The sequence below is a fragment of the Bradyrhizobium sp. 61 genome (assembly GCF_023073075.1).
In the GTDB taxonomy this organism is placed as follows: Bacteria; Pseudomonadota; Alphaproteobacteria; order Rhizobiales; family Xanthobacteraceae; genus Bradyrhizobium; species Bradyrhizobium barranii.
In genome coordinates this window covers 432,911-450,406 of sequence record NZ_JADPIU010000084.1, presented here as the reverse complement: position 1 = coordinate 450,406, position 17,496 = coordinate 432,911, and the positions used below count along the sequence as shown (strand labels likewise).

Sequence of the window (17,496 nt, the reverse complement as noted above, 5' to 3'; positions counted from 1 at the left end):
TTCTATAAATCTGGATATATGGAAACTGAAGAAGCCGTCCTCGCGCTCGCTGCCCTGTCACAATCGACCCGCCTGGAGGCCTTTCGGACGCTGGTCCGACACGAGCCCGATGGCCTTGCGGCCGGCGACCTCGCACGTCTGCTGGAAGTCCCGCCGAATACGCTTTCGGCTCATCTCTCGATCCTGACGCGTGCCCGCCTCGTCACCTCCGAGCGACACAGCCGTTCGATCGTCTATCGCGCCAACCTTGCGGAGTTCAGGGACGTTGCGGTTTTCCTGCTTCGGGATTGCTGCGGCGGCCGGCCGGAGGTTTGCGAACCGGTCGTCGAGAGCCTTCAAGCCTGCTGCTCGCCAAAGCGAAAGGAGCGAAGCCGTGCCTGACCAGATGTACAATGTTTTGTTCCTGTGCACCGGCAATTCGGCGCGCTCGATCCTCGCCGAGTCGATCCTTCGCAAGGACGGAGCCGGCCGTTTTCAGTCCTTCTCCGCCGGCAGCGCGCCGAAAGGCGCGGTGCACCCACTGGCCTTGCGTACGCTGGAAAGCATGGACTACCCCGCCGACGGAATGCGCTCGAAGAGCTGGCTGGAGTTCGCCGCTCCCGATGCGCCAGTGATGGATTTCGTCTTCACCGTTTGTGACAATGCGGCCGGTGAATCCTGCCCCATCTGGCCGGGACAGCCGATGACCGCACATTGGGGTATCGAGGACCCCGCCGCAGCCGAAGGTACCGATCTGGAGAAACAGGCAGCGTTCGTCACCGCATTCCGCTACCTCAAGAATCGGATCGACACCTTTGTGAGCCTGCCGCTCAGGAGCATCGACAAGCTCTCCCTCGGCACCAAGCTGCGCGAGATCGGACGCTCCCAGGGCGCAACACATTCAACGCCGAAGGCCGGCTGATGGACAATTTCGACCTCTCGCGACGCCTCGCAGCCGAAGCGCTCGGCACGGGCATTCTCGTCGCCACCGTCGTCGGCTCCGGCATCATGGCCGAGACGCTGACCAAGGACGTGGCGCTGGCGCTTCTGTGCAATACCCTGCCGACCGGAGCCATCCTGGTTGTCCTGATCACCGTGCTCGGTCCGATCTCCGGCGCGCATTTCAATCCCGCGGTGACCCTCGTCTTCACCGGCAAGCGCGAGCTTCCGGTCAACGAAGCCGTGCTCTACGTGGTCGCGCAGATCGCCGGCGGCATCGCGGGAACGATGGCCGCGCATCTGATGTTCGGACTTCCCCTGCTCGATTTCTCGACGAAGGTTCGAACGGGCGGGCCGCAATGGTTCGCCGAAGCGGTCGCCGCCTTCGGTCTGGTCGCGACGATCCTGGCCGGCATCCGATTCCAGCGGACCGCGGTTCCCTGGCTGGTGGGCCTCTACATCACGGCAGCCTATTGGTTCACGGCCTCCACGTCGTTTGCAAATCCGGCGGTGGCCATCGCGCGGTCGCTGACAAACACGTTCTCGGGCATTCGTCCGACCGACCTGCCCGGATTCATCCTTGCGGAGCTCTGCGGAGCATTCGCCGGCATGCTGTTGATGAACTGGCTGCTCGGACAGTCGAAGTCGCGCGGCCCTGTCCCAATTGCGGAGACGACCCGATGAACGTCACGATCTACCACAACCCCGATTGCGGCACCTCGCGCAACACGCTGGCGATGATTCGACAGAGCGGCGCGGAGCCCACGGTCATCGAATATCTCAAGACCCCGCCATCGCGCGAAACGCTCAAGCAGCTGATTGCAGCGATGGGCATTCCAGTTCGCGAACTGCTGCGCGAGAAGGGCACGCCGTACAAGGAGCTCGGCCTCGCCGACCCCAAATGGACCGACGACCAGTTGATCGACCAGATGCTCGCGCATCCCATTCTCATCAACCGCCCGATCGTCGTGACCTCGAAGGGCACGCGCTTGTGCCGCCCTTCCGAAGCCGTCGTCGATCTCCTCGACAATCCGGTCGGCCGGTTCGTAAAGGAGGACGGCGAGGTGGTCGAAGCGCGCCAGGCAACTCACCGCCCCTAACGCTCCTCGGTCGGAATCCGCCGCGGGTTTTTCGCGCCGGAACGGAGGTCGCCATGAAGACGACCTCCGCTGCCGAGTCTATTCGGCGGCTTGCGACGCGCGCGCGGTCCATTCGTCAGCGGGAGCCGATCGTTCGCCCGACGGAAGCCCCCGTCCCTTCACCAAGCCGAAAATTGCGGGGATCACGACCAGCGTCAGCAGTGTCGATGACGTCATGCCGCCGATCATCGGCACCGCAATGCGCTGCATGATCTCCGATCCGGCCCCGGTGCTCCACATGATCGGCAGCAGACCGGCCATGATGGCAACCACCGTCATCATCTTGGGCCGCACGCGCTCAACCGCGCCCACCATGATGGCGTCGTGGAGATCCCGGCGCGTCAGTGGCCTCCCCTCGGCGCTGCACCTGGCCTTCACCTCGGCCAGCGCGTGATCGAGGTAGATCAGCATGACGACACCCGTCTCGGCGGCGACGCCTGCGAGCGCGATGAAGCCGACCGCGACGGCAACGGACAGATTGAAGCCGAGCCACCACATCATCCAGATGCCGCCGACCAGCGCGAACGGCAGTGACAGCATCACGATCAGCGTCTCGGTCATCGCCCGGAAGTTCAGGTACAGCAGCAGGAAGATGATCGTGAGCGTCACGGGCACCACGATCTTCAGACGGGCGGCGGCGCGCTGCAGATATTCGTACTGGCCGCTCCACACGACGTAGGTGCCCGCGGGAAACCGGATGCTCTCCGTCACGGCGCGTTGCGCGTCAGCGACGTAGCTTCCGATGTCGCGATCCCGGATGTCGACATAGATGTAGGTCGCAAGCTGGCCGTTCTCCGTCCGGATCGACGTCGGCCCGCGCGCGGGTTCGACCTTCGCCACCTCGCCGAGCGGCACGGCGCCGCCCGACGGCATCGGCACCAGGATATCGCTGGCGATGGCCTTGGGGTTGTCACGAAGGTCGCGCGGATAGCGCATGTTCACGGTGAACCGCTGCCGTCCCTCCACGGTCGTCGTGACCGTCTGACCGCCGAGCGCGGCCGCGATGGTGTCCTGGACGTCCTGGATCAGGATGCCGTAACGGGCGAGCGCCTCACGGTCGGGAACGATCTCGAGATAATAGCCGCCGATGCCGCGCTCGGCGTAGGCCGACGACGTGCCGAGCACGGTCTTGATGACGCGTTCGATCTGCTTCGCGAGCCGGTCGATCTCGGCGAGGTCATTGCCCATGACCTTGACACCGACCGGCGTGCGGATTCCGGTCGAGAGCATGTCGATGCGCGCCTTGATCGGCATGGTCCAGGCGTTGGAGACGCCCGGAAACTGCAACGCCTTGTCCATCTCGGCGATGAGACTGTCGACGGTTACGCCGGAACGCCACTGCTCCTTCGGCTTCAGATTGACGATCGTCTCAAACATCTCGGTCGGGGCGGGATCGGTCGCAGTGGCGGCTCGTCCCGCCTTGCCGTAGACCGAAGCGACCTCCGGGAACGACTTGATGATGCGGTCCTGCAGCTGCATCAGTTCGGCCGCCTTGGTGACCGAAATGCCGGGCAGCGTCGTCGGCATGTAGAGCAGCGTTCCCTCGTTCAGCGCCGGCATGAACTCGGTGCCGAGCTGGCGCGCCGGCCAGATCGTCACCGCAAGCACGACGAGCGAAGCCAGGATGACCAGCGTCTTGGCGCGCAGAACCCCCTTGATCACGGGACGGTAGACCCAGATCAGGAAGCGATTGATGACGTTCCTGCTCTCCGGGACGATCCTGCCGCGGACGAAGATCACCATCAGCGCCGGCACCAGGGTGACGGACAGCAACGCCGCGGCGGCCATCGAGAAGGTTTTCGTGAACGCCAGCGGGCTGAACAATCGGCCCTCCTGCGATTCCAGCGTGAAGATCGGCATGAACGACACGGTGATGATCAGCAGGCTGAAGAACAGCGCGGGGCCGACCTCGGATGCCGCGTCGATCAGAACCTGCACGCGCGACTGGTCGGGCCTCGCCCGTTCGAGGTGCTTGTGTGCGTTCTCGATCATGACGATGGCGGCGTCCACCATGGCGCCGATCGCAATCGCGATGCCACCAAGGCTCATGATGTTCGATCCCAGCCCAAGCAGCTTCATGGCGCCAAACGCCATCAACACGCCCACCGGCAACATCAGGATCGCGACGAGTGCGCTGCGGACATGCAGAAGGAACACGATGCAGACGAGCCCGACGACGATGCTCTCCTCGAACAGGGTATGCTTGAGGGTATCGATGGCCGCGTAGATCAGGTTCGACCGGTCGTAGACCGGCACGATCTCGACCGATTTCGGCAGGCTGCTCGCGATCTCCCTGAAGCGCTTCTTGACGTTTTCGATGACGTCGAGGGCGTTGACGCCGAACCGCTGCAGCACGATGCCGCTTGCGACCTCGCCCTCGCCGTTCAATTCGGCGATGCCGCGCCGCTCGTCTGGCCCGAGCTCGACGTTGGCGACGTCCCGCAGCAGCACCGGGGTGCCATTGCTCGTCTTCAGCACGATGTTGCCGAGATCGTTGATGCTCTTGATATAGCCCTTGCCGCGGATGACGTATTCGAACTCGGAGAGCTCGACGGTGCGGCCGCCGACGTCGGCGTTGCTGGCGCGGATCGCCTCACGTATTTTCTGCATGCTGATGCCGCGGTCGCGCATCCGCTGCGGGTCGAGGACCACGTTGTACTGCTTGACGAAGCCGCCGACGCTGGCGACCTCGGCGACGCCTTCGGCCTTGGCCAGCGCGAATTTCAGATTCCAGTCCTGGATCGTGCGCGTGTCCGCCAGGTTCAATTCCTTCGATACGACGGCGTATTGGTAGACCCAGCCGACGCCGGTCGCGTCGGGCCCGATGGTCGGGGTGACACCGGCGGGAAGCCTGGACGCCGCGCCGTTCAGGAATTCCATGACGCGCGACCGCGCCCAATAGATGTCGGTGCCGTCCTCGAAGATCACATAGACGAAGGAGACGCCAAAGAACGAGAAGCCGCGTACGACCTTCGATTTCGGCACGGTGAGCATCGCCGTCGTCAGCGGATAGGTGACCTGATCCTCGATCACCTGCGGCGCCTGGCCGGGATACTCGGTGTAGACGATGACCTGCGTATCCGAGAGGTCCGGGATCGCATCCAGCGGAAGGTGAACCAGGGCATAGAGGCCGGCGGCGGCCGCGAAGCCGGTCCCGAACAGCACGAGCAGCAGATTGCGCGCCGACCAGGCGATGATGCGGGCGATCATTTGTGATCTCCCGTTGCATTGCCAGGGCCGGCGTCGGAGGCTTGGGACGCCGCCTCGCCAAAACCCTTCAGCGCCGCCTTCAGGTTGCTTTCCGCATCGATCAGGAAGTTGGCGGAGGTCACCACCGCCTCGCCGTCCGCAAGACCCTGGCGCACCTCGACATAGCCGCCGCCGCGACGGCCGAGCTTGACTTCCCGCGGCTCGAAGCGCCCTTCCCCCTTGTCGACGAGGACAGCCTGCCGGCTGCCTGTGTCGAGCACCGCGCTGTCCTGTATCGCCAGGACGGGCGCGGCATCGGCCGTGTCGATGTCGGCATCGACGTACATGTCGGGCAGTAGCACCGCGTCCGGATTGGCGAGCTCGATCCTGATGCGAACGGTGCGCGTGTCGCGGTTCACCTGCGGATAGACGACGGCGATGGTCCCGGTGAAGGTCCGGCCGGGGAAACTGCGCGCGCGCACCGCGACTGACTGCCCCACCGCGATGTTGCCGAGATCGCGCTCGGCCACGTCGACCAGCGCCCAGACCACCGAGGTGTCCGCGATCCGGAACAGAACGTCGCCGGGATTGGCCCGCATCCCTTCGATCGCATTGCGTTCGAGCACGACCCCGTCGCGCGGCGCAGACCAGCGTATGGCGATGGGCGCGGTGTGCGTCTTGTCCATCTCCGCAATGACGGACTCGGGAACGTCGAGATTGACCAGCCGCTGTCGCGAGCCGCGGCCGTACATCTCGACACCGCCGACCGTCTTGGAGGTGATCGTCGCGAGATATTCCGCCGCTGCGGACGCCACCGCCGAACTGTAGATTTCCATCAGCGGCTGGCCGGCCTTCACGCGTGTGCCGGTCGTTACGTCGGCGACCTTCTGCACGAAGCTTTCGGCACGCATCGCGATCACCGACACGCGGCGTTCATCGAGCTGGATCGTGCCGGGCGCCTTCACCGAGACCCGGATCGAGCGCCGCGTGACGGGCTCGGACTTCACGCCCGCGCGTTGGATCTTGCCGGGCGACAGCTTCACCGTGCCGTCGTCGGTGTCGTCGCCTTCGTAAACAGCGACATAATCCATCCCCATCGGATCCTTCTTCGGGACGGTCGACGTGTCGGGCAGCCCCATGGGATTGCGGTAGTAGAGGATTTTTCGCGGCGAAGCCGCCTGCGCCTTCGGTAGCGCCGGCGCGACGGCCGCTCCATCGTCGTCGTAGACCGGCAGATAGTCCCGCCCGCGGTCGTCCTTCTTCGGAGCCGCAGACCAGAGCGGCGCACCGCTTGGATCGCGGTAGTAGAGCGGCGTTCGCTCCGCGGCAGCCGCAGCCGATGATATGTCGGCCTCAGCGAGCCAGCCCGCACCGTTCGAATGCCAGTAGTAGCCGGCCAGGACCAGGCCACCGCCCAGCGCAAGTGCCGTCAGGAGACGCAGCGTTTTCATGTCGTGTATCCGCGCGCCCGGGAGCGCGCGTCCGTGTGAAGGAAAAAGGGGAATGTCGGGCGCCGCCGGGCAGCGCCCGAACGCTCACTTGACCGCCGTGACGATCACCTTGCCGGTGACGGTCTCCGGTTCGCCCTGCACCTTCACGGACAGCGTCATCTGGTAGCGGCCAGCCATGGGCAGGTCCGTCTTGAAGGCGTACACGCCCGGCTCCCTGGACGGCAGCGGCGCGACCGCCGATTCCATCTCGGCCATCCCGTCCGGGGCCATGTCGAGGCGCGTCTTGAAGATGACCGCATCCGGTATCGGCTTGCCGGTCTGCTTGTTCGTCAGGCGAACGGTGAGCGTGACGTCTTCGCCCTTCTTCATCTGCGGAGTGACGGGCTCGAAGGCGTAGTCGCCCGCGCCCGCCATCGCGGCGGAAGCGGCAAGCGAAAGGGTGGCGGCGAGAGCCGCGGTGCTGATTTTGGAAAGCATTGTCCTGTCCTCATGAATTGATCTTTCGCCGTGGCGCGTGAAGCGCGCACGTCAGTCGTCGTCGCGAGCAGACCTGCCGCTCGCGTCTCGGGCTTTGCGAGATCAGATTCGAGGAGGTCGGAAAGGAGGACTGCCGCTGCGGAAGGAAACGACCTGATCCGGGGGAATAGCCATCGTGCTGGCCATGACGGCGAGACGTTCGAACGCCACGGGCCTGACTTCACCGAGCGCGATGATCCCACCGACGCAGCAGAAGCCCATCCCGCACTTGTAGCCGCCGCTATGGGAGCCCGTTCCCTTCATGTCGGGACAACAATCGTCCATCGACATGTCGGCATCGCCGCTCATGTGCATGGCCGCCTGCATGCCATCCGACGACATTGCGAGGTTCGCCGCGGACGCGCCAACCGGCAGCATCGCCAGGGATATGGCGATGGCGACTGCCAGGATGGTACGGACGAACTGCATCAATATCGACTTACCTTGTCGGGCCGGAACTCGGCCTCAGTAGCATATTCGGACACCAAAGGCAGTCATTGATCGTGGTCAAGCGTCCGTTACCCAGGCTCGCACGGAGGCCGGGTTGGACGTTTCGACGCAGCCCCTAGGACTATCGTGCAAAACAGCAACACAAGGCCACCATCGACCGACCGGCCCGTCGAACAGCCCGCGCGGATGTTGACGCGCTCATCCCCTGATGCCAGTTTCGTGATCGGTAGTGTCCGCAAGGACTCTTCAAGGGAATGCGGTGCGTCCACCTCAGTGGGCAATTCCGCGGCTGCCCCCGCAACTGTAGGCGGATAGCCGACGACCAAACGAACCACTGGAGCCCCGCTTGGGCCTCTGGGAAGGTGGTCGAAGGCGATGACCCGCGAGCCAGGAAACCTGCTACCAGCCATGGTCACGCGCGAACGCATTGGGCGGGGTGCCCTGATGTCGGACAAGTAGCCGGTGCATCCGCCGCCTGGGGCGAAGGTGGATGACTAAGGCAACCGCGGTGACGGTTTGTTTGCGTCGCCGCAGAGCGTTGTCGTGCAAAAACTTCATTTCCGTGCTGGCGCAAGGCCAGCGTTATCGCGTGCTTTCCTGATTACTCTGCTCTCGTCGGTGTCCTTGTCGTCCGCGGCGCTCGCGCAAAGCGCGGCGCAGGACAACCGCTCCCGGGAGGTCGGCCCGGTGATCGTGTCGCCGCCTGCGCCGCGACAGGCTCCTGCTGTCAGCCCCGGCACTCAGAAGCAGCGCGCGGCCCGGCGCGCCGCGGGACGCAATCGTGGCGCCCCTGCTGTCGCCGTTCCGGCCACGCAAGCTCCGAGCGGCCCGGTGCAGACGCCGCTCAACACGGCAGCCGTCACCGACGTCGGCTCCCGGCTCGGCATCACGGCGCGCGAGATGCCGGCGACCGTCGAGGTCATCAGTCAGCAGACGATGCAGGACCTGGGCATCCGGACCACGACCGACGTCGCCAAGGCTGCAGTCGGCGTCACCGGCGGCGATGCGCCCGGCGCGCCCGCCATCTTCTCGATGCGTGGCTTTTCCGGCGACCAGATCTCCACGCTCTACAACGGCATCCCGATCGGGCCGTCGACCATGACCGGCCGTCCCATGGACGTGGCTGGCCTCCAGCAGGTCGAGATCATCAAGGGACCGGACTCGCTGGTGGCGGGCCTCGGTGCGACCGGCGGCGCCATCAACTACGTGAACAAGGCGCCGCACACCGGACCAATCGTCAACGACGCCTTCACCTCCTACGATTCCTTCAACGGCTATCGCGCCGGTTACGGATCGGGCGGCAGCACGCTGATCAACGGCCTCGACTACCGCTTCGACATCAGCCATTTCAACAACAAGGGCTTTATCGACGACACCTATTCCAAGCTCAGCAACGTCTCGGGCCAGCTGAACTATCGCGTCAACGAGAACCTGAGGATCTGGGGCGCGACCGAATACAGGCAGGACAACGACCGCTTCTACTGGGGAACGCCGCTGGTGCCGGCGAACGCGCCGGGCATCGTGCCGACGTACGGCGTCGTCTCCGGCCTCTGGAGCAACTATTACCTCGGCGGCGGCACGCCGGTCCCGGTCACCATCGACGCGCGCACGCTGACCACGAACTACAACGTGCTCGACAATCACAGCGGCGCCAACGAGCTCTGGCTGCGCAGCGGCTTTCAATGGGACATCACCAACAACATCTCGCTGAAAAGCCAGGTCTATGGCTATGACGCCCACCGGCACTGGTTCAACAACGAGATCTCGTCGTTCGACCAGACCGTAGGCAATTTCGCAGGCGCGCAGAGCATCTACCGCGAGCGCCTGGCGCTCGATCACGCGCAGCGGCTCTACGGCAACATCACCGACCTCACCGTCAATTCCAATCTCGGCGGAATGGACAATCGCTTCGTCGCCACCGTGGCGGCGAGCAGCAACCAGTTCAACGTCTCGCAGGACACGCTGTTCTTCAATGACTACGTCGACCTCCTCAATCCGGACCGCGGCCTCTACGGCCCGCGCAGCGACGAGAAGATCTACACCCATCTCGACACCGCCTCGCTGTCGTTCGAGGACCGGCTCAAGCTGACCTCGACCTTTGCGCTGATCGGCGGCATCCGTTTTGAGAATATCGAGCTGTCGCGGACCCGCTTCGACGAGAATGGCCTCCTGAAAGCCAACTATCCTTTCTCGAAGACGTTCAATCCGGTCACCGGACGCATCGGCTACACCTGGGACATCGCGCCCGGCGTGATGCTTTACAGCCAGTACGCGACGGCAGCCGACCCGACGGTGGCGAACATCTTCATCCTCAGGCCCACGACGCCGCTGCTGCTCACGACGTCGCGAACCTACGAGACCGGCGTGAAGCTGCTGTCGGCCGACAAGCGCGCGGAGGCCACGTTCTCGGCCTTCGACATCGAGCGCAAGAACGTCTACGTCCCCGAAAGCGGCATCCTCTTCAACGTCGCCGGCAAGATGGCCTCCAAGGGCGTCGAGATTGCCGCCGCGGTCAATCCGGTCGCGGGCCTGAAACTATGGGGCAACGTCGCCTTCGTGCAGTCGCGCTTCATCGACTTCACCTATGTCGACGGCAATGGCGACTTCCAGTCCTATTCGGGCAAGACGCCGCCCAACGTTCCGAACTTCATCGCCAACGCCGGCGCCTCCTATCGCTTCGACACGAAGCTGCCGGTGGAGATCGGCGGCCTCGTCCGTCACGTCGGCGACCGCTTCAACTTCCAGGACAATCTGGTCACGATGGACGCCTACACGATCTTCGACGCATACGCGTTCGTCGACATCCCCAAAGCCTATTTCCCGGGCGTCGACCAGACCCGGATCAGCTTTCGCGTGAGGAACCTGACCAACAAGCTCTACGCGGCCTGGGGCGATCCCGGTTACACCGACCAGATCATCCTGGGCGCGCCACGCAGCTACGAGGTCGCGGCTTCGTTCAAATGGTAGTCGCGGATCACCTTGCCCGCGCCGTGGCGGGAGTTGTCACGCGACAGTAGGACGCAATCGCAAATCGATTGCGCCGTTGAAGCCGCAGGTCTCGAGAGCTATCGATCAACGAAACCTCGCTTCCATCGGGAGGAACGCATGAGCACCATCACCGGCGGTTGTCACTGCGGCGCGATCCGCTATCAGGTCGAGGGCGAAGCGATCGTGCACGCGCTGTGTCACTGCCGCGATTGCAGGCTTCACGCGGGCGCTCCCGTCGTCGGCTGGACGATGTACGCGGACGATGCCGTCAAGGTGACCAAGGGCGAGCCCAAGGTGTATCACTCCTCGGAACATGCCCGGCGGCACTTTTGCGGCGACTGCGGAACCGGCCTGTTTTATGTCAATGCCGACATGTTGCCCGGGGTCATCGACGTCCAGAGCGCGACCTACGACGATCCCGATGCCGTACCGGCGACGATGCACATCCAGGTCGCAGAGCGCCTTGGATGGATGGAGCGTGCGCACGAACTGCCGACATTCGACCGCTATCCTCCGCCACCGTAGCGGCGCGCGCGAAGCGTTCGCCATCTGGATGGAACCGCACAAACACCATCTTGCAACGGCCGGACGATCTCACGTAGATTGATCGGCGTGGGGACGAAGCAGACTCCCCGTGAGACCTCGGTCCAAGCTCTGCGCAGCACGCCATTCGTGGAGCTTGCGCATGGATACCGAACGCCACCCTCCTCTCCGCCCTACCGTTGCCATCCTCTCCCGCGGCGACGCTGCCGCGCGCCGGGACACGACGGCACAAAACAGCCGCTTCGTCCGCGTTTTCGAAGCACTCGCCGCGGTCGGCATCGAAGCCCGGCCGGTGATCTACGACGAGATCTTCGCCGACGCCGTCCGCGATCAACTGCTCGCCGTCGATGGCGTGCTCGTCTGGGTCGATCCGATCCATCAGGGCAAGACGCGCGAGGCCCTCGACCCGCTGCTGCGCGACGTTGCGGCGCAAGGGCCATGGGTGAGCGCACATCCCGACGTGATCCTGAAGATGGGCGTCAAGGACGTGCTCTACCGAACGCGTCATCTTGGCTGGGGAGCCGACACGCATCGCTATGACACCGCCGCAAGCTTCCGCGCCGAATTTCCTTCGCGCCTTCAGGCGAACGGTCCGCGCGTGCTCAAGCAAAATCGCGGCAATGGTGGCCAAGGGGTGTGGAAGGTGGAGGCCCTGCCCAACGCGGACGCCATGGTTCGCGTGCTGCATGCCCAACGCGGCAGCCTGCCCGAGGACATGACGCTCGATGCCTTGCTCGCCCGCTGCGAACCGTATTTCGGATGGGGCGGCTGCATCATCGACCAGGCGTTCCAACCCCGCCTGCCCGACGGCATGATCCGCTGCTACATGAGCGGCGCCAAGGTCGCGGGCTTCGGGCATCAATTGATCAAGGCCCTGATCCCGCCGCCGCCGGAAGGCCCCGACGCACCCGAGGCGCAGCCGGGCCCACGGATCATGCACGGACCCGATGCTTCGCAATTCCAGGCGCTCCGAAGATCGATGGAGGACGAATGGACGCCACAGCTGATGGACACGCTCGGCATCGACGAACCATCGCTGCCGGTGATCTGGGACGCGGACTTCCTGTACGGGCCCCGCAACGCCGCCGGTACCGACACCTACGTCCTGTGCGAAATCAACGCGAGCTCCTGCTTTGCGATTCCCGACGACGCGCCGGCGGCAATCGCCCGAACGGTGAAGCACCGCTTGCTCCGGACTCAGGCAGTGCGTTCGGGCGCATAACGCGGAACACTAGGCCGGCAGCCGTGCTGTGACGTCGTCCGATATTTCCGTGCACAACGGGCGGCGTTGACGAGGCCCGTGGTGGCGCGATCAACGCGCCCCGCACCGGGCAGCGCTGACGGGCCCGCGCCACCTCACGTCACAGGAAGCCGGTCGATATCCACGGTATCGCGGCAACCACGAGCGTGCCGATCAGCAAGGCCACGATATAGCCGACGATCGGCTTGATGCCTTCGTCGGGACTGATGCGGCTGATGGCGCAGGCCGCATAGTAGCCGACGCCGAACGGCGGGGCGAACAGACCGATGCCCATGGCGAGAACGACGACCATCGCGTAATGCACCTCGTGCACCCCGACCTGACGGGCGATCGGAAACAGCAGCGGCCCGAACAGAACGATGGCCGGGATGCCCTCGAGCACGCTGCCCAGAATCACAAACGCCACGATGGTGACGCCGAGGAAGACCGGTGTTCCGCCCGGCAGCGCCGTCATGAACTTGGCGAGCGATGCCGAGAAACCCGACTGAGTCAGGGCCCACGCCATCCCGGTCGCGGCACCGATGATCAGCAGAATCGCGCCGGACAGTGACGCGGTCTCCACCAGCATCGGATAAAGGCGGCGCCAGGAGAACTGGCGATAGATCAGAAGCCCGGTGAGAACCGAGTAGACGATGCCGATGGTCGACACCTCGGTCGCCGTCGCAACGCCCTCGACCACCGCGGCCCGGATGACGAAGGGCAGAGCCATCGCCGGAATCGCGATGACGAAGGCGCGGCCGATCTCGCGCCCGGTCGCGCGCTTCACATGCGACAGGTCTTCGCCGCGGTATCGCCACCAGACCACGGAGCAGAGCCCGATCGCCAGCACGATGCCGGGCAGCAGACCGCCGGTGAACAGCGCCGCGATCGACACGCCCGTCACCGAGCCGATCGTGATCAGCACCAGCGAAGGCGGGATGGTCTCGGTCTGGGCGCCGGTTGCGGCAAGCAGTGCGACGAGATCGCCGGGCTTGGCGCCCCGCTTGGTCATCTCGGGAAACAGCACGGGCGCCACCGCTGCCATATCGGCCGCCTTGGAACCCGAGATTCCCGACACCAGGTACATCGCGCCGACCAGCACATAGTGCAAACCGCCACGCACATGTCCAAGCAGGCTGGCGAGAAAGCCCACCATGGCACGCGCCATGCCGGTCATTTCGATCAGCAGGCCGAGGAACACGAACAGAGGCACCGCCAGCAGGATCAGATGGCTCATGCCTTCGTCCATGCGCCCGATGATGACCACATCGGGCGTGCCCGTCGTCAGCGCCAGATAGCCGACGGTCGCAAGACCAAAGGCAAACGCGATCGGCACCGCCGCAAGGACCATGGCGCCGACGATAACCACGAAGAAGATGAGCAGGTTGAGATTGCCGAGAGGCTTGAGCAGCGGTCCCGCCAGCACAAGCGCGGCGATGATCCCGGCGACGAGCGCTACGGCGGCCAGCAGGCTCCGCAAGCCGGCGATGCGAGCCAGCCGCAGAACTGCGGCGACCAGCATCAATCCGATGCCGACGGGTAACGCCGCAGCGCGCCAGCTGTTGACGATTTCCAACGCCGGCGTCGTGACGAACACCTCGTCGGCCGCGAACTCGTAAGCCGGGTGGATCACCAGCAGGAGAAACGCCAACGACGCCGCGGCGGCAACGACATCCAGGAACGCGCGGGCGTCGGGCCGAAGCATGCCGATGATGGCCGTCATCCGCATGTGCTCACCACGCTGGAAGGCAATCACCGATCCCAGCATGGCGAGCCACAGGAACAGAATGCCGGCGAGCTCGTCGGCCCAGATGATCGGAGCATGAAAAACGTATCTTCCGACGATGCCGGCCGACAACACGACGATCTCGGCCAGCACCAGGAGTGCCGCCGGGATCGCAACCACATGACCAAGCACCTTGTTGGCCCTGGCGGCCCACAGGTGCACACTTGATTGAGGTGCCGCCATTGCGGCACCCTGATCGATATTCGGCATATGGTTGATCGCGGTCATGACAGCTTGCCCGCCGCTTTCTCGAGCTGTGCCCAGGCCTCTTCACCGAACTTGGCCTTCCAGTCGGCATAGAAGCTCGTCTTCGCCAGCGCCTGCCTGAACGCGCCGCGGTCGACCTCGATGAACTGCATGCCCTTGGCGGTCAGATCCGAGCGCAGTGTGTCGCTCAACTTCGCGATGTCGGCGCGCTCGTCCTTGGCTGAGCGGTCGAACTCGCGTGTCACGATCTGCTGCACGTCCTTTGGCAGTTTTTCGAAAGCCCGCTTGTTGCCGAGGATCCAGTAATTGTCCCACACATGCCCGGTCAGGGAGCAGGTCTTCTGCACCTCGTAGAGACGGGCCGTCGCGATGATCGGCAGCGGGTTCTCCTGCCCGTCGACCACCTTGGTCTGCAGCGCCGAGTAGACTTCGTTGAAATTGATCGGCGCGGGTCCTGCACCAAGGGCCTGGAACAGCGACGTCAGATTGGGCGCGGCTGGCACGCGCAGCTTGAAATTCTTGAGGTCCTCTGGGGTCCTGATCTCGCGGCCCGACGATGTCACATGGCGGAAGCCGTTGTCCCAGGCGCTCGACACCGTCATGATCGGCGTCTTGGCGATCTGCGCGCGAATGTAGGTGCCAAGCTCACCGTCCATCGCCTTCCAGACCGCGTCATAGCTCGTGAACAGAAAGCCGAGGTTGACGATACCCGCCGCCGGAACCAGCGTCGCGAGGATCAGGGAGGAAAGATTGAAGAACTCGACGCCGCCGTTGCGCACCTGCGTCAGCAGGTCGGTATCGGAGCCGAGCTGGTTGGCCGGAAAGAGATTGATTTCGAGCCGCCCGCTCGTCGCCTCGCGAATGCGGTCGGTCGCCTCTTTCGCGCGAACGTTGACGGGATGGGTCGGATCCTGGCCGGTCGCGAGCTTGTAGGTGAATTCCGCGGCCGAAGCGGGACGCGTGAGAATGCCGCATAGCGGCACGGCCGCGCCGGCCATGAGCAACTTGCGACGGCTGAGGGTGATTGGCTTCCGCGGGGTCATCGTCTCCTCCTGTTGAGCATGGATTGATCTGTAGCGACGGCTTTCGCCGCCAGCTGTTGCTGCAGGCCGGCTCTCGATGCGCCGGCATTGGACAGCAGCTCTCGTTCTCCGCAGCAGCGCTGCGAAACATTTTGGCCCGATCGATCGTGAATGGTGGCTACGTGCGCCGCTAGCGCAGCCACTCCTTGATCTGCCGCTTCACTTCCGCGGTCGAGATGCCGTAGCGGTCGTGCAGCGTCGGCAGCGCGCCGGCGGCGAGAAACTCGTCGGGAAGCCCGATCTGCCGGAATGTCGGATGCACGCCCGAGCGCATCAGGAGCACTGCGACTGCTTCACCGAGGCCGCCGATCACGGTGTGGTTTTCGGCGACGACGACCAGGCGGCCCGGCTTGCCCGCCTCGCGCAGGATCGCCTCGGTATCGAGCGGCTTGATCGTCGGCACGTGCAGGACGCCGACGTTGATGCGGTCATCCGACAGGGCCTGGGCAGCCTCCAGCGCGCGCATGGTCATGATGCCCGAGGAGATGATCAAGACGTCGGCGCCGTCGCGCAGGAGCGCGGCCTTGCCGAGCTCGAAACGGTAATTGTACTCGTCGAGCACCAGCGGCACCTGGCCGCGCAACAGCCGCATATAGACCGGTCCGCGATGCGCGGCGATGGCCGGCACGATCTGCTCGATCTCGTGCGCATCGCAGGGGTCGATCACCGTCATGTTGGGCATCGCGCGGAACAGCGCGAGGTCCTCCGCGGCCTGATGGCTCGGTCCATAGCCCGACGTCAGGCCAGGCAGCGCGCAGGCGATCTTCACGTTGCGGTCTTCTTCCGCGATGGTCTGGTGAATGAAGTCATAGGCCCGCCGCGAGGCAAACACCGCGTAGGTCGTCGCGAACGGCATGAAGCCTTCGGCGGCCAGGCCCGAGGCTGCGCCGAACAGGAGCTGCTCGGCCATGCCCATCTGGTAGTAGCGATCGGGAAAGGCCTGCGCGAAGATGTGCAGATCGGTATATTTGCCGAGATCGGCGGTCATGCCGACGACGTCTTCACGGCTGCGAGCGAGTTTGACGAGCGCGTGACCGAAGGGCGCCGGTTTGGTGCGCTGCCCTTCCGCCGCAATCGAGGCGATCATGGCGGACGTGGTCAGCCGCGGCTTTGCGGACGGGGTCGATCCGGCGGACTTCATGACTGGTCTCCCGCGTTCAGTGCAGACAGCGCGAGCTGCCATTCGTGCGGCTCGACGCGAATGAAGTGGTTCTTCTCGCGCTGCTCCAGGAAGGGAACGCCCTTGCCCATCAACGTGTCGGCGACGATCATGCGGGGCTTCGCTTCCGGATGCGCCATCGCGGCATCGAAGGCACCCACCACCGCGTCGAGATCGTTGCCGTCCACCCGCTGCACGAACCAGCCGAACGCCTCGAGCTTGTCGACCAGCGGCTCGAACCCCAGCATCTGCTTGGAGGGACCATCGGCCTGCTGATTGTTGACGTCGACGACCCCGATCAGATTGTCGAGCTTGTGATGAGCAGCCGACATGATGGCTTCCCATTTGGAGCCCTCGTCCAGCTCGCCGTCCGAAAACAGAGTGAAGATGCGCGCTGCCGATTTCTTGCGCTTCAGCCCGAGCGCCATGCCGACGGCGATGCCAAGGCCAAGGCCCAGCGAGCCACCGGACATCTCCATGCCCGGCGTATAGGAGGCCATGCCTGACATCGGGAGCCGGCTCTCGTCGAAGCCGTAGGTTTGCAGCTCGGCCTCGGGAATGATCCCGGCCTCGATCAGGGCCGCATAGAGCGCGATCGCATAATGTCCGTTGGACAACAGAAAACGGTCGCGGCCTTCCCAGGCGGGATCTTCGGCGCGAAAACGCATCGCGTGAAAATAGGCCACCGCCAGCACATCGGCGATGTCGAGCGCCTGCGCGATGTAGCCCTGGCCCTGGACCTCGCCCATCAGCAAGGCGTTGCGGCGGATGTTGCGGGCGCGCTGTGCGAGCGTCGGCGCGTTTGCGAGTGTCGGTGTTGTCATGATC

Annotated in this window: 15 protein-coding genes and 1 riboswitch; of the genes, 7 read left to right on the top strand and 8 right to left on the bottom strand. The window is 64.6% G+C overall.

Going from position 1 to position 17,496, the window contains the following annotated elements; genetic code table 11:
* Positions 1 to 18: 18 nt before the first annotated feature.
* From IVB46_RS35530 to arsC, 4 genes are read left to right on the top strand one after another with little or no spacing between them, the layout of a single operon-like run.
* Entirely contained in the window at positions 19 to 381 is a 363-nt protein-coding gene (locus tag IVB46_RS35530; RefSeq protein WP_063984569.1) for a metalloregulator ArsR/SmtB family transcription factor, read from the top strand.
* Positions 374 to 901, top strand: coding sequence for an arsenate reductase ArsC (locus IVB46_RS35525; protein WP_063984570.1), 528 nt, complete (start codon positions 374 to 376; stop codon positions 899 to 901). Before IVB46_RS35530 ends, IVB46_RS35525 begins: the two co-directional genes overlap by 8 nt.
* Positions 901 to 1,602, top strand: a complete 702-nt coding sequence (locus IVB46_RS35520) for an MIP/aquaporin family protein (RefSeq protein ID WP_247308403.1) — start codon at positions 901 to 903, stop codon at positions 1,600 to 1,602. Before IVB46_RS35525 ends, IVB46_RS35520 begins: the two co-directional genes overlap by 1 nt.
* Positions 1,599 to 2,018, top strand: coding sequence for an arsenate reductase (glutaredoxin) (arsC, locus tag IVB46_RS35515; protein WP_247344613.1), 420 nt, complete (start codon positions 1,599 to 1,601; stop codon positions 2,016 to 2,018). The genes IVB46_RS35520 and arsC overlap by 4 nt, the downstream gene beginning before the upstream one ends.
* Positions 2,019 to 2,096: 78 nt before the next feature.
* Here arsC and IVB46_RS35510 read toward each other — a convergent pair whose 3' ends face one another.
* The 4 genes from IVB46_RS35510 to IVB46_RS35495 form a co-directional block, all read right to left on the bottom strand.
* Entirely contained in the window at positions 2,097 to 5,267 is a 3,171-nt protein-coding gene (locus tag IVB46_RS35510) for an efflux RND transporter permease subunit (protein WP_247308401.1), read from the bottom strand.
* Positions 5,264 to 6,697 carry an efflux RND transporter periplasmic adaptor subunit gene (locus IVB46_RS35505; RefSeq protein WP_247308399.1) on the bottom strand — a complete coding sequence of 478 codons (1,434 nt, stop codon included), beginning with the start codon at positions 6,695 to 6,697 and terminating at the stop codon, positions 5,264 to 5,266. The genes IVB46_RS35510 and IVB46_RS35505 overlap by 4 nt, the downstream gene beginning before the upstream one ends.
* Before the next feature lie 84 nt (positions 6,698 to 6,781).
* Positions 6,782 to 7,174, bottom strand: coding sequence for a FixH family protein (locus tag IVB46_RS35500; RefSeq protein ID WP_247308393.1), 393 nt, complete (start codon positions 7,172 to 7,174; stop codon positions 6,782 to 6,784).
* 102 nt (positions 7,175 to 7,276) lie between these two features.
* Positions 7,277 to 7,642 (bottom strand): hypothetical protein, encoded by a 366-nt coding sequence (locus tag IVB46_RS35495; RefSeq protein WP_247309102.1) that lies wholly within the window; start codon positions 7,640 to 7,642, stop codon positions 7,277 to 7,279.
* 231 nt (positions 7,643 to 7,873) lie between these two features.
* Positions 7,874 to 8,082, top strand: a riboswitch (cobalamin riboswitch).
* A gap of 199 nt (positions 8,083 to 8,281) precedes the next feature.
* Here IVB46_RS35495 and IVB46_RS35490 point away from each other — a divergent pair.
* From IVB46_RS35490 to IVB46_RS35480, 3 genes are all read left to right on the top strand, one after another.
* A complete protein-coding gene (locus IVB46_RS35490) occupies positions 8,282 to 10,630 on the top strand; it encodes a TonB-dependent receptor (RefSeq protein WP_247308392.1) in 2,349 nt (782 codons plus the stop codon).
* Positions 10,631 to 10,768: 138 nt separating this feature from the next.
* Positions 10,769 to 11,176 (top strand): GFA family protein, encoded by a 408-nt coding sequence (locus IVB46_RS35485; protein ID WP_212482841.1) that lies wholly within the window; start codon positions 10,769 to 10,771, stop codon positions 11,174 to 11,176.
* A gap of 160 nt (positions 11,177 to 11,336) precedes the next feature.
* Positions 11,337 to 12,416: a Cj0069 family protein gene (locus tag IVB46_RS35480; protein ID WP_247308391.1), complete on the top strand. Its 1,080-nt coding sequence runs from the start codon at positions 11,337 to 11,339 to the stop codon at positions 12,414 to 12,416.
* 139 nt (positions 12,417 to 12,555) lie between these two features.
* Here the strand turns inward: IVB46_RS35480 and IVB46_RS35475 are convergent, their stop codons facing one another.
* The 4 genes from IVB46_RS35475 to IVB46_RS35460 form a co-directional block, all read right to left on the bottom strand.
* Complete coding sequence (locus IVB46_RS35475; RefSeq protein WP_247309100.1) at positions 12,556 to 14,403, bottom strand: TRAP transporter large permease subunit; 1,848 nt, start codon at positions 14,401 to 14,403, stop codon at positions 12,556 to 12,558.
* 41 nt (positions 14,404 to 14,444) lie between these two features.
* Complete coding sequence (locus tag IVB46_RS35470; RefSeq protein ID WP_247308390.1) at positions 14,445 to 15,470, bottom strand: TRAP transporter substrate-binding protein; 1,026 nt, start codon at positions 15,468 to 15,470, stop codon at positions 14,445 to 14,447.
* 169 nt (positions 15,471 to 15,639) lie between these two features.
* Complete coding sequence (locus IVB46_RS35465; RefSeq protein ID WP_247308388.1) at positions 15,640 to 16,650, bottom strand: transketolase family protein; 1,011 nt, start codon at positions 16,648 to 16,650, stop codon at positions 15,640 to 15,642.
* Positions 16,647 to 17,492 carry a transketolase gene (locus tag IVB46_RS35460; protein WP_247308386.1) on the bottom strand — a complete coding sequence of 282 codons (846 nt, stop codon included), beginning with the start codon at positions 17,490 to 17,492 and terminating at the stop codon, positions 16,647 to 16,649. Before IVB46_RS35460 ends, IVB46_RS35465 begins: the two co-directional genes overlap by 4 nt.
* Positions 17,493 to 17,496: the final 4 nt, after the last annotated feature.

What these genes read in the sequence shown, in the direction of transcription:
- IVB46_RS35470 (WP_247308390.1), bottom strand. Translation starts at nt 15,470, where the DNA reads ATGACCCCGCGGAAGCCAATCACCCTCAGCCGTCGCAAGTTGCTCATG.
- IVB46_RS35480 (WP_247308391.1), top strand. Translation starts at nt 11,337, where the DNA reads ATGGATACCGAACGCCACCCTCCTCTCCGCCCTACCGTTGCCATCCTC.
- arsC (WP_247344613.1), top strand. Translation starts at nt 1,599, where the DNA reads ATGAACGTCACGATCTACCACAACCCCGATTGCGGCACCTCGCGCAAC.
- IVB46_RS35495 (WP_247309102.1), bottom strand. Translation starts at nt 7,642, where the DNA reads ATGCAGTTCGTCCGTACCATCCTGGCAGTCGCCATCGCCATATCCCTG.
- IVB46_RS35465 (WP_247308388.1), bottom strand. Translation starts at nt 16,650, where the DNA reads ATGAAGTCCGCCGGATCGACCCCGTCCGCAAAGCCGCGGCTGACCACG.
- IVB46_RS35505 (WP_247308399.1), bottom strand. Translation starts at nt 6,697, where the DNA reads ATGAAAACGCTGCGTCTCCTGACGGCACTTGCGCTGGGCGGTGGCCTG.
- IVB46_RS35475 (WP_247309100.1), bottom strand. Translation starts at nt 14,403, where the DNA reads ATGGCGGCACCTCAATCAAGTGTGCACCTGTGGGCCGCCAGGGCCAAC.
- IVB46_RS35460 (WP_247308386.1), bottom strand. Translation starts at nt 17,492, where the DNA reads ATGACAACACCGACACTCGCAAACGCGCCGACGCTCGCACAGCGCGCC.
- IVB46_RS35520 (WP_247308403.1), top strand. Translation starts at nt 901, where the DNA reads ATGGACAATTTCGACCTCTCGCGACGCCTCGCAGCCGAAGCGCTCGGC.
- IVB46_RS35530 (WP_063984569.1), top strand. Translation starts at nt 19, where the DNA reads ATGGAAACTGAAGAAGCCGTCCTCGCGCTCGCTGCCCTGTCACAATCG.
- IVB46_RS35485 (WP_212482841.1), top strand. Translation starts at nt 10,769, where the DNA reads ATGAGCACCATCACCGGCGGTTGTCACTGCGGCGCGATCCGCTATCAG.
- IVB46_RS35500 (WP_247308393.1), bottom strand. Translation starts at nt 7,174, where the DNA reads ATGCTTTCCAAAATCAGCACCGCGGCTCTCGCCGCCACCCTTTCGCTT.
- IVB46_RS35510 (WP_247308401.1), bottom strand. Translation starts at nt 5,267, where the DNA reads ATGATCGCCCGCATCATCGCCTGGTCGGCGCGCAATCTGCTGCTCGTG.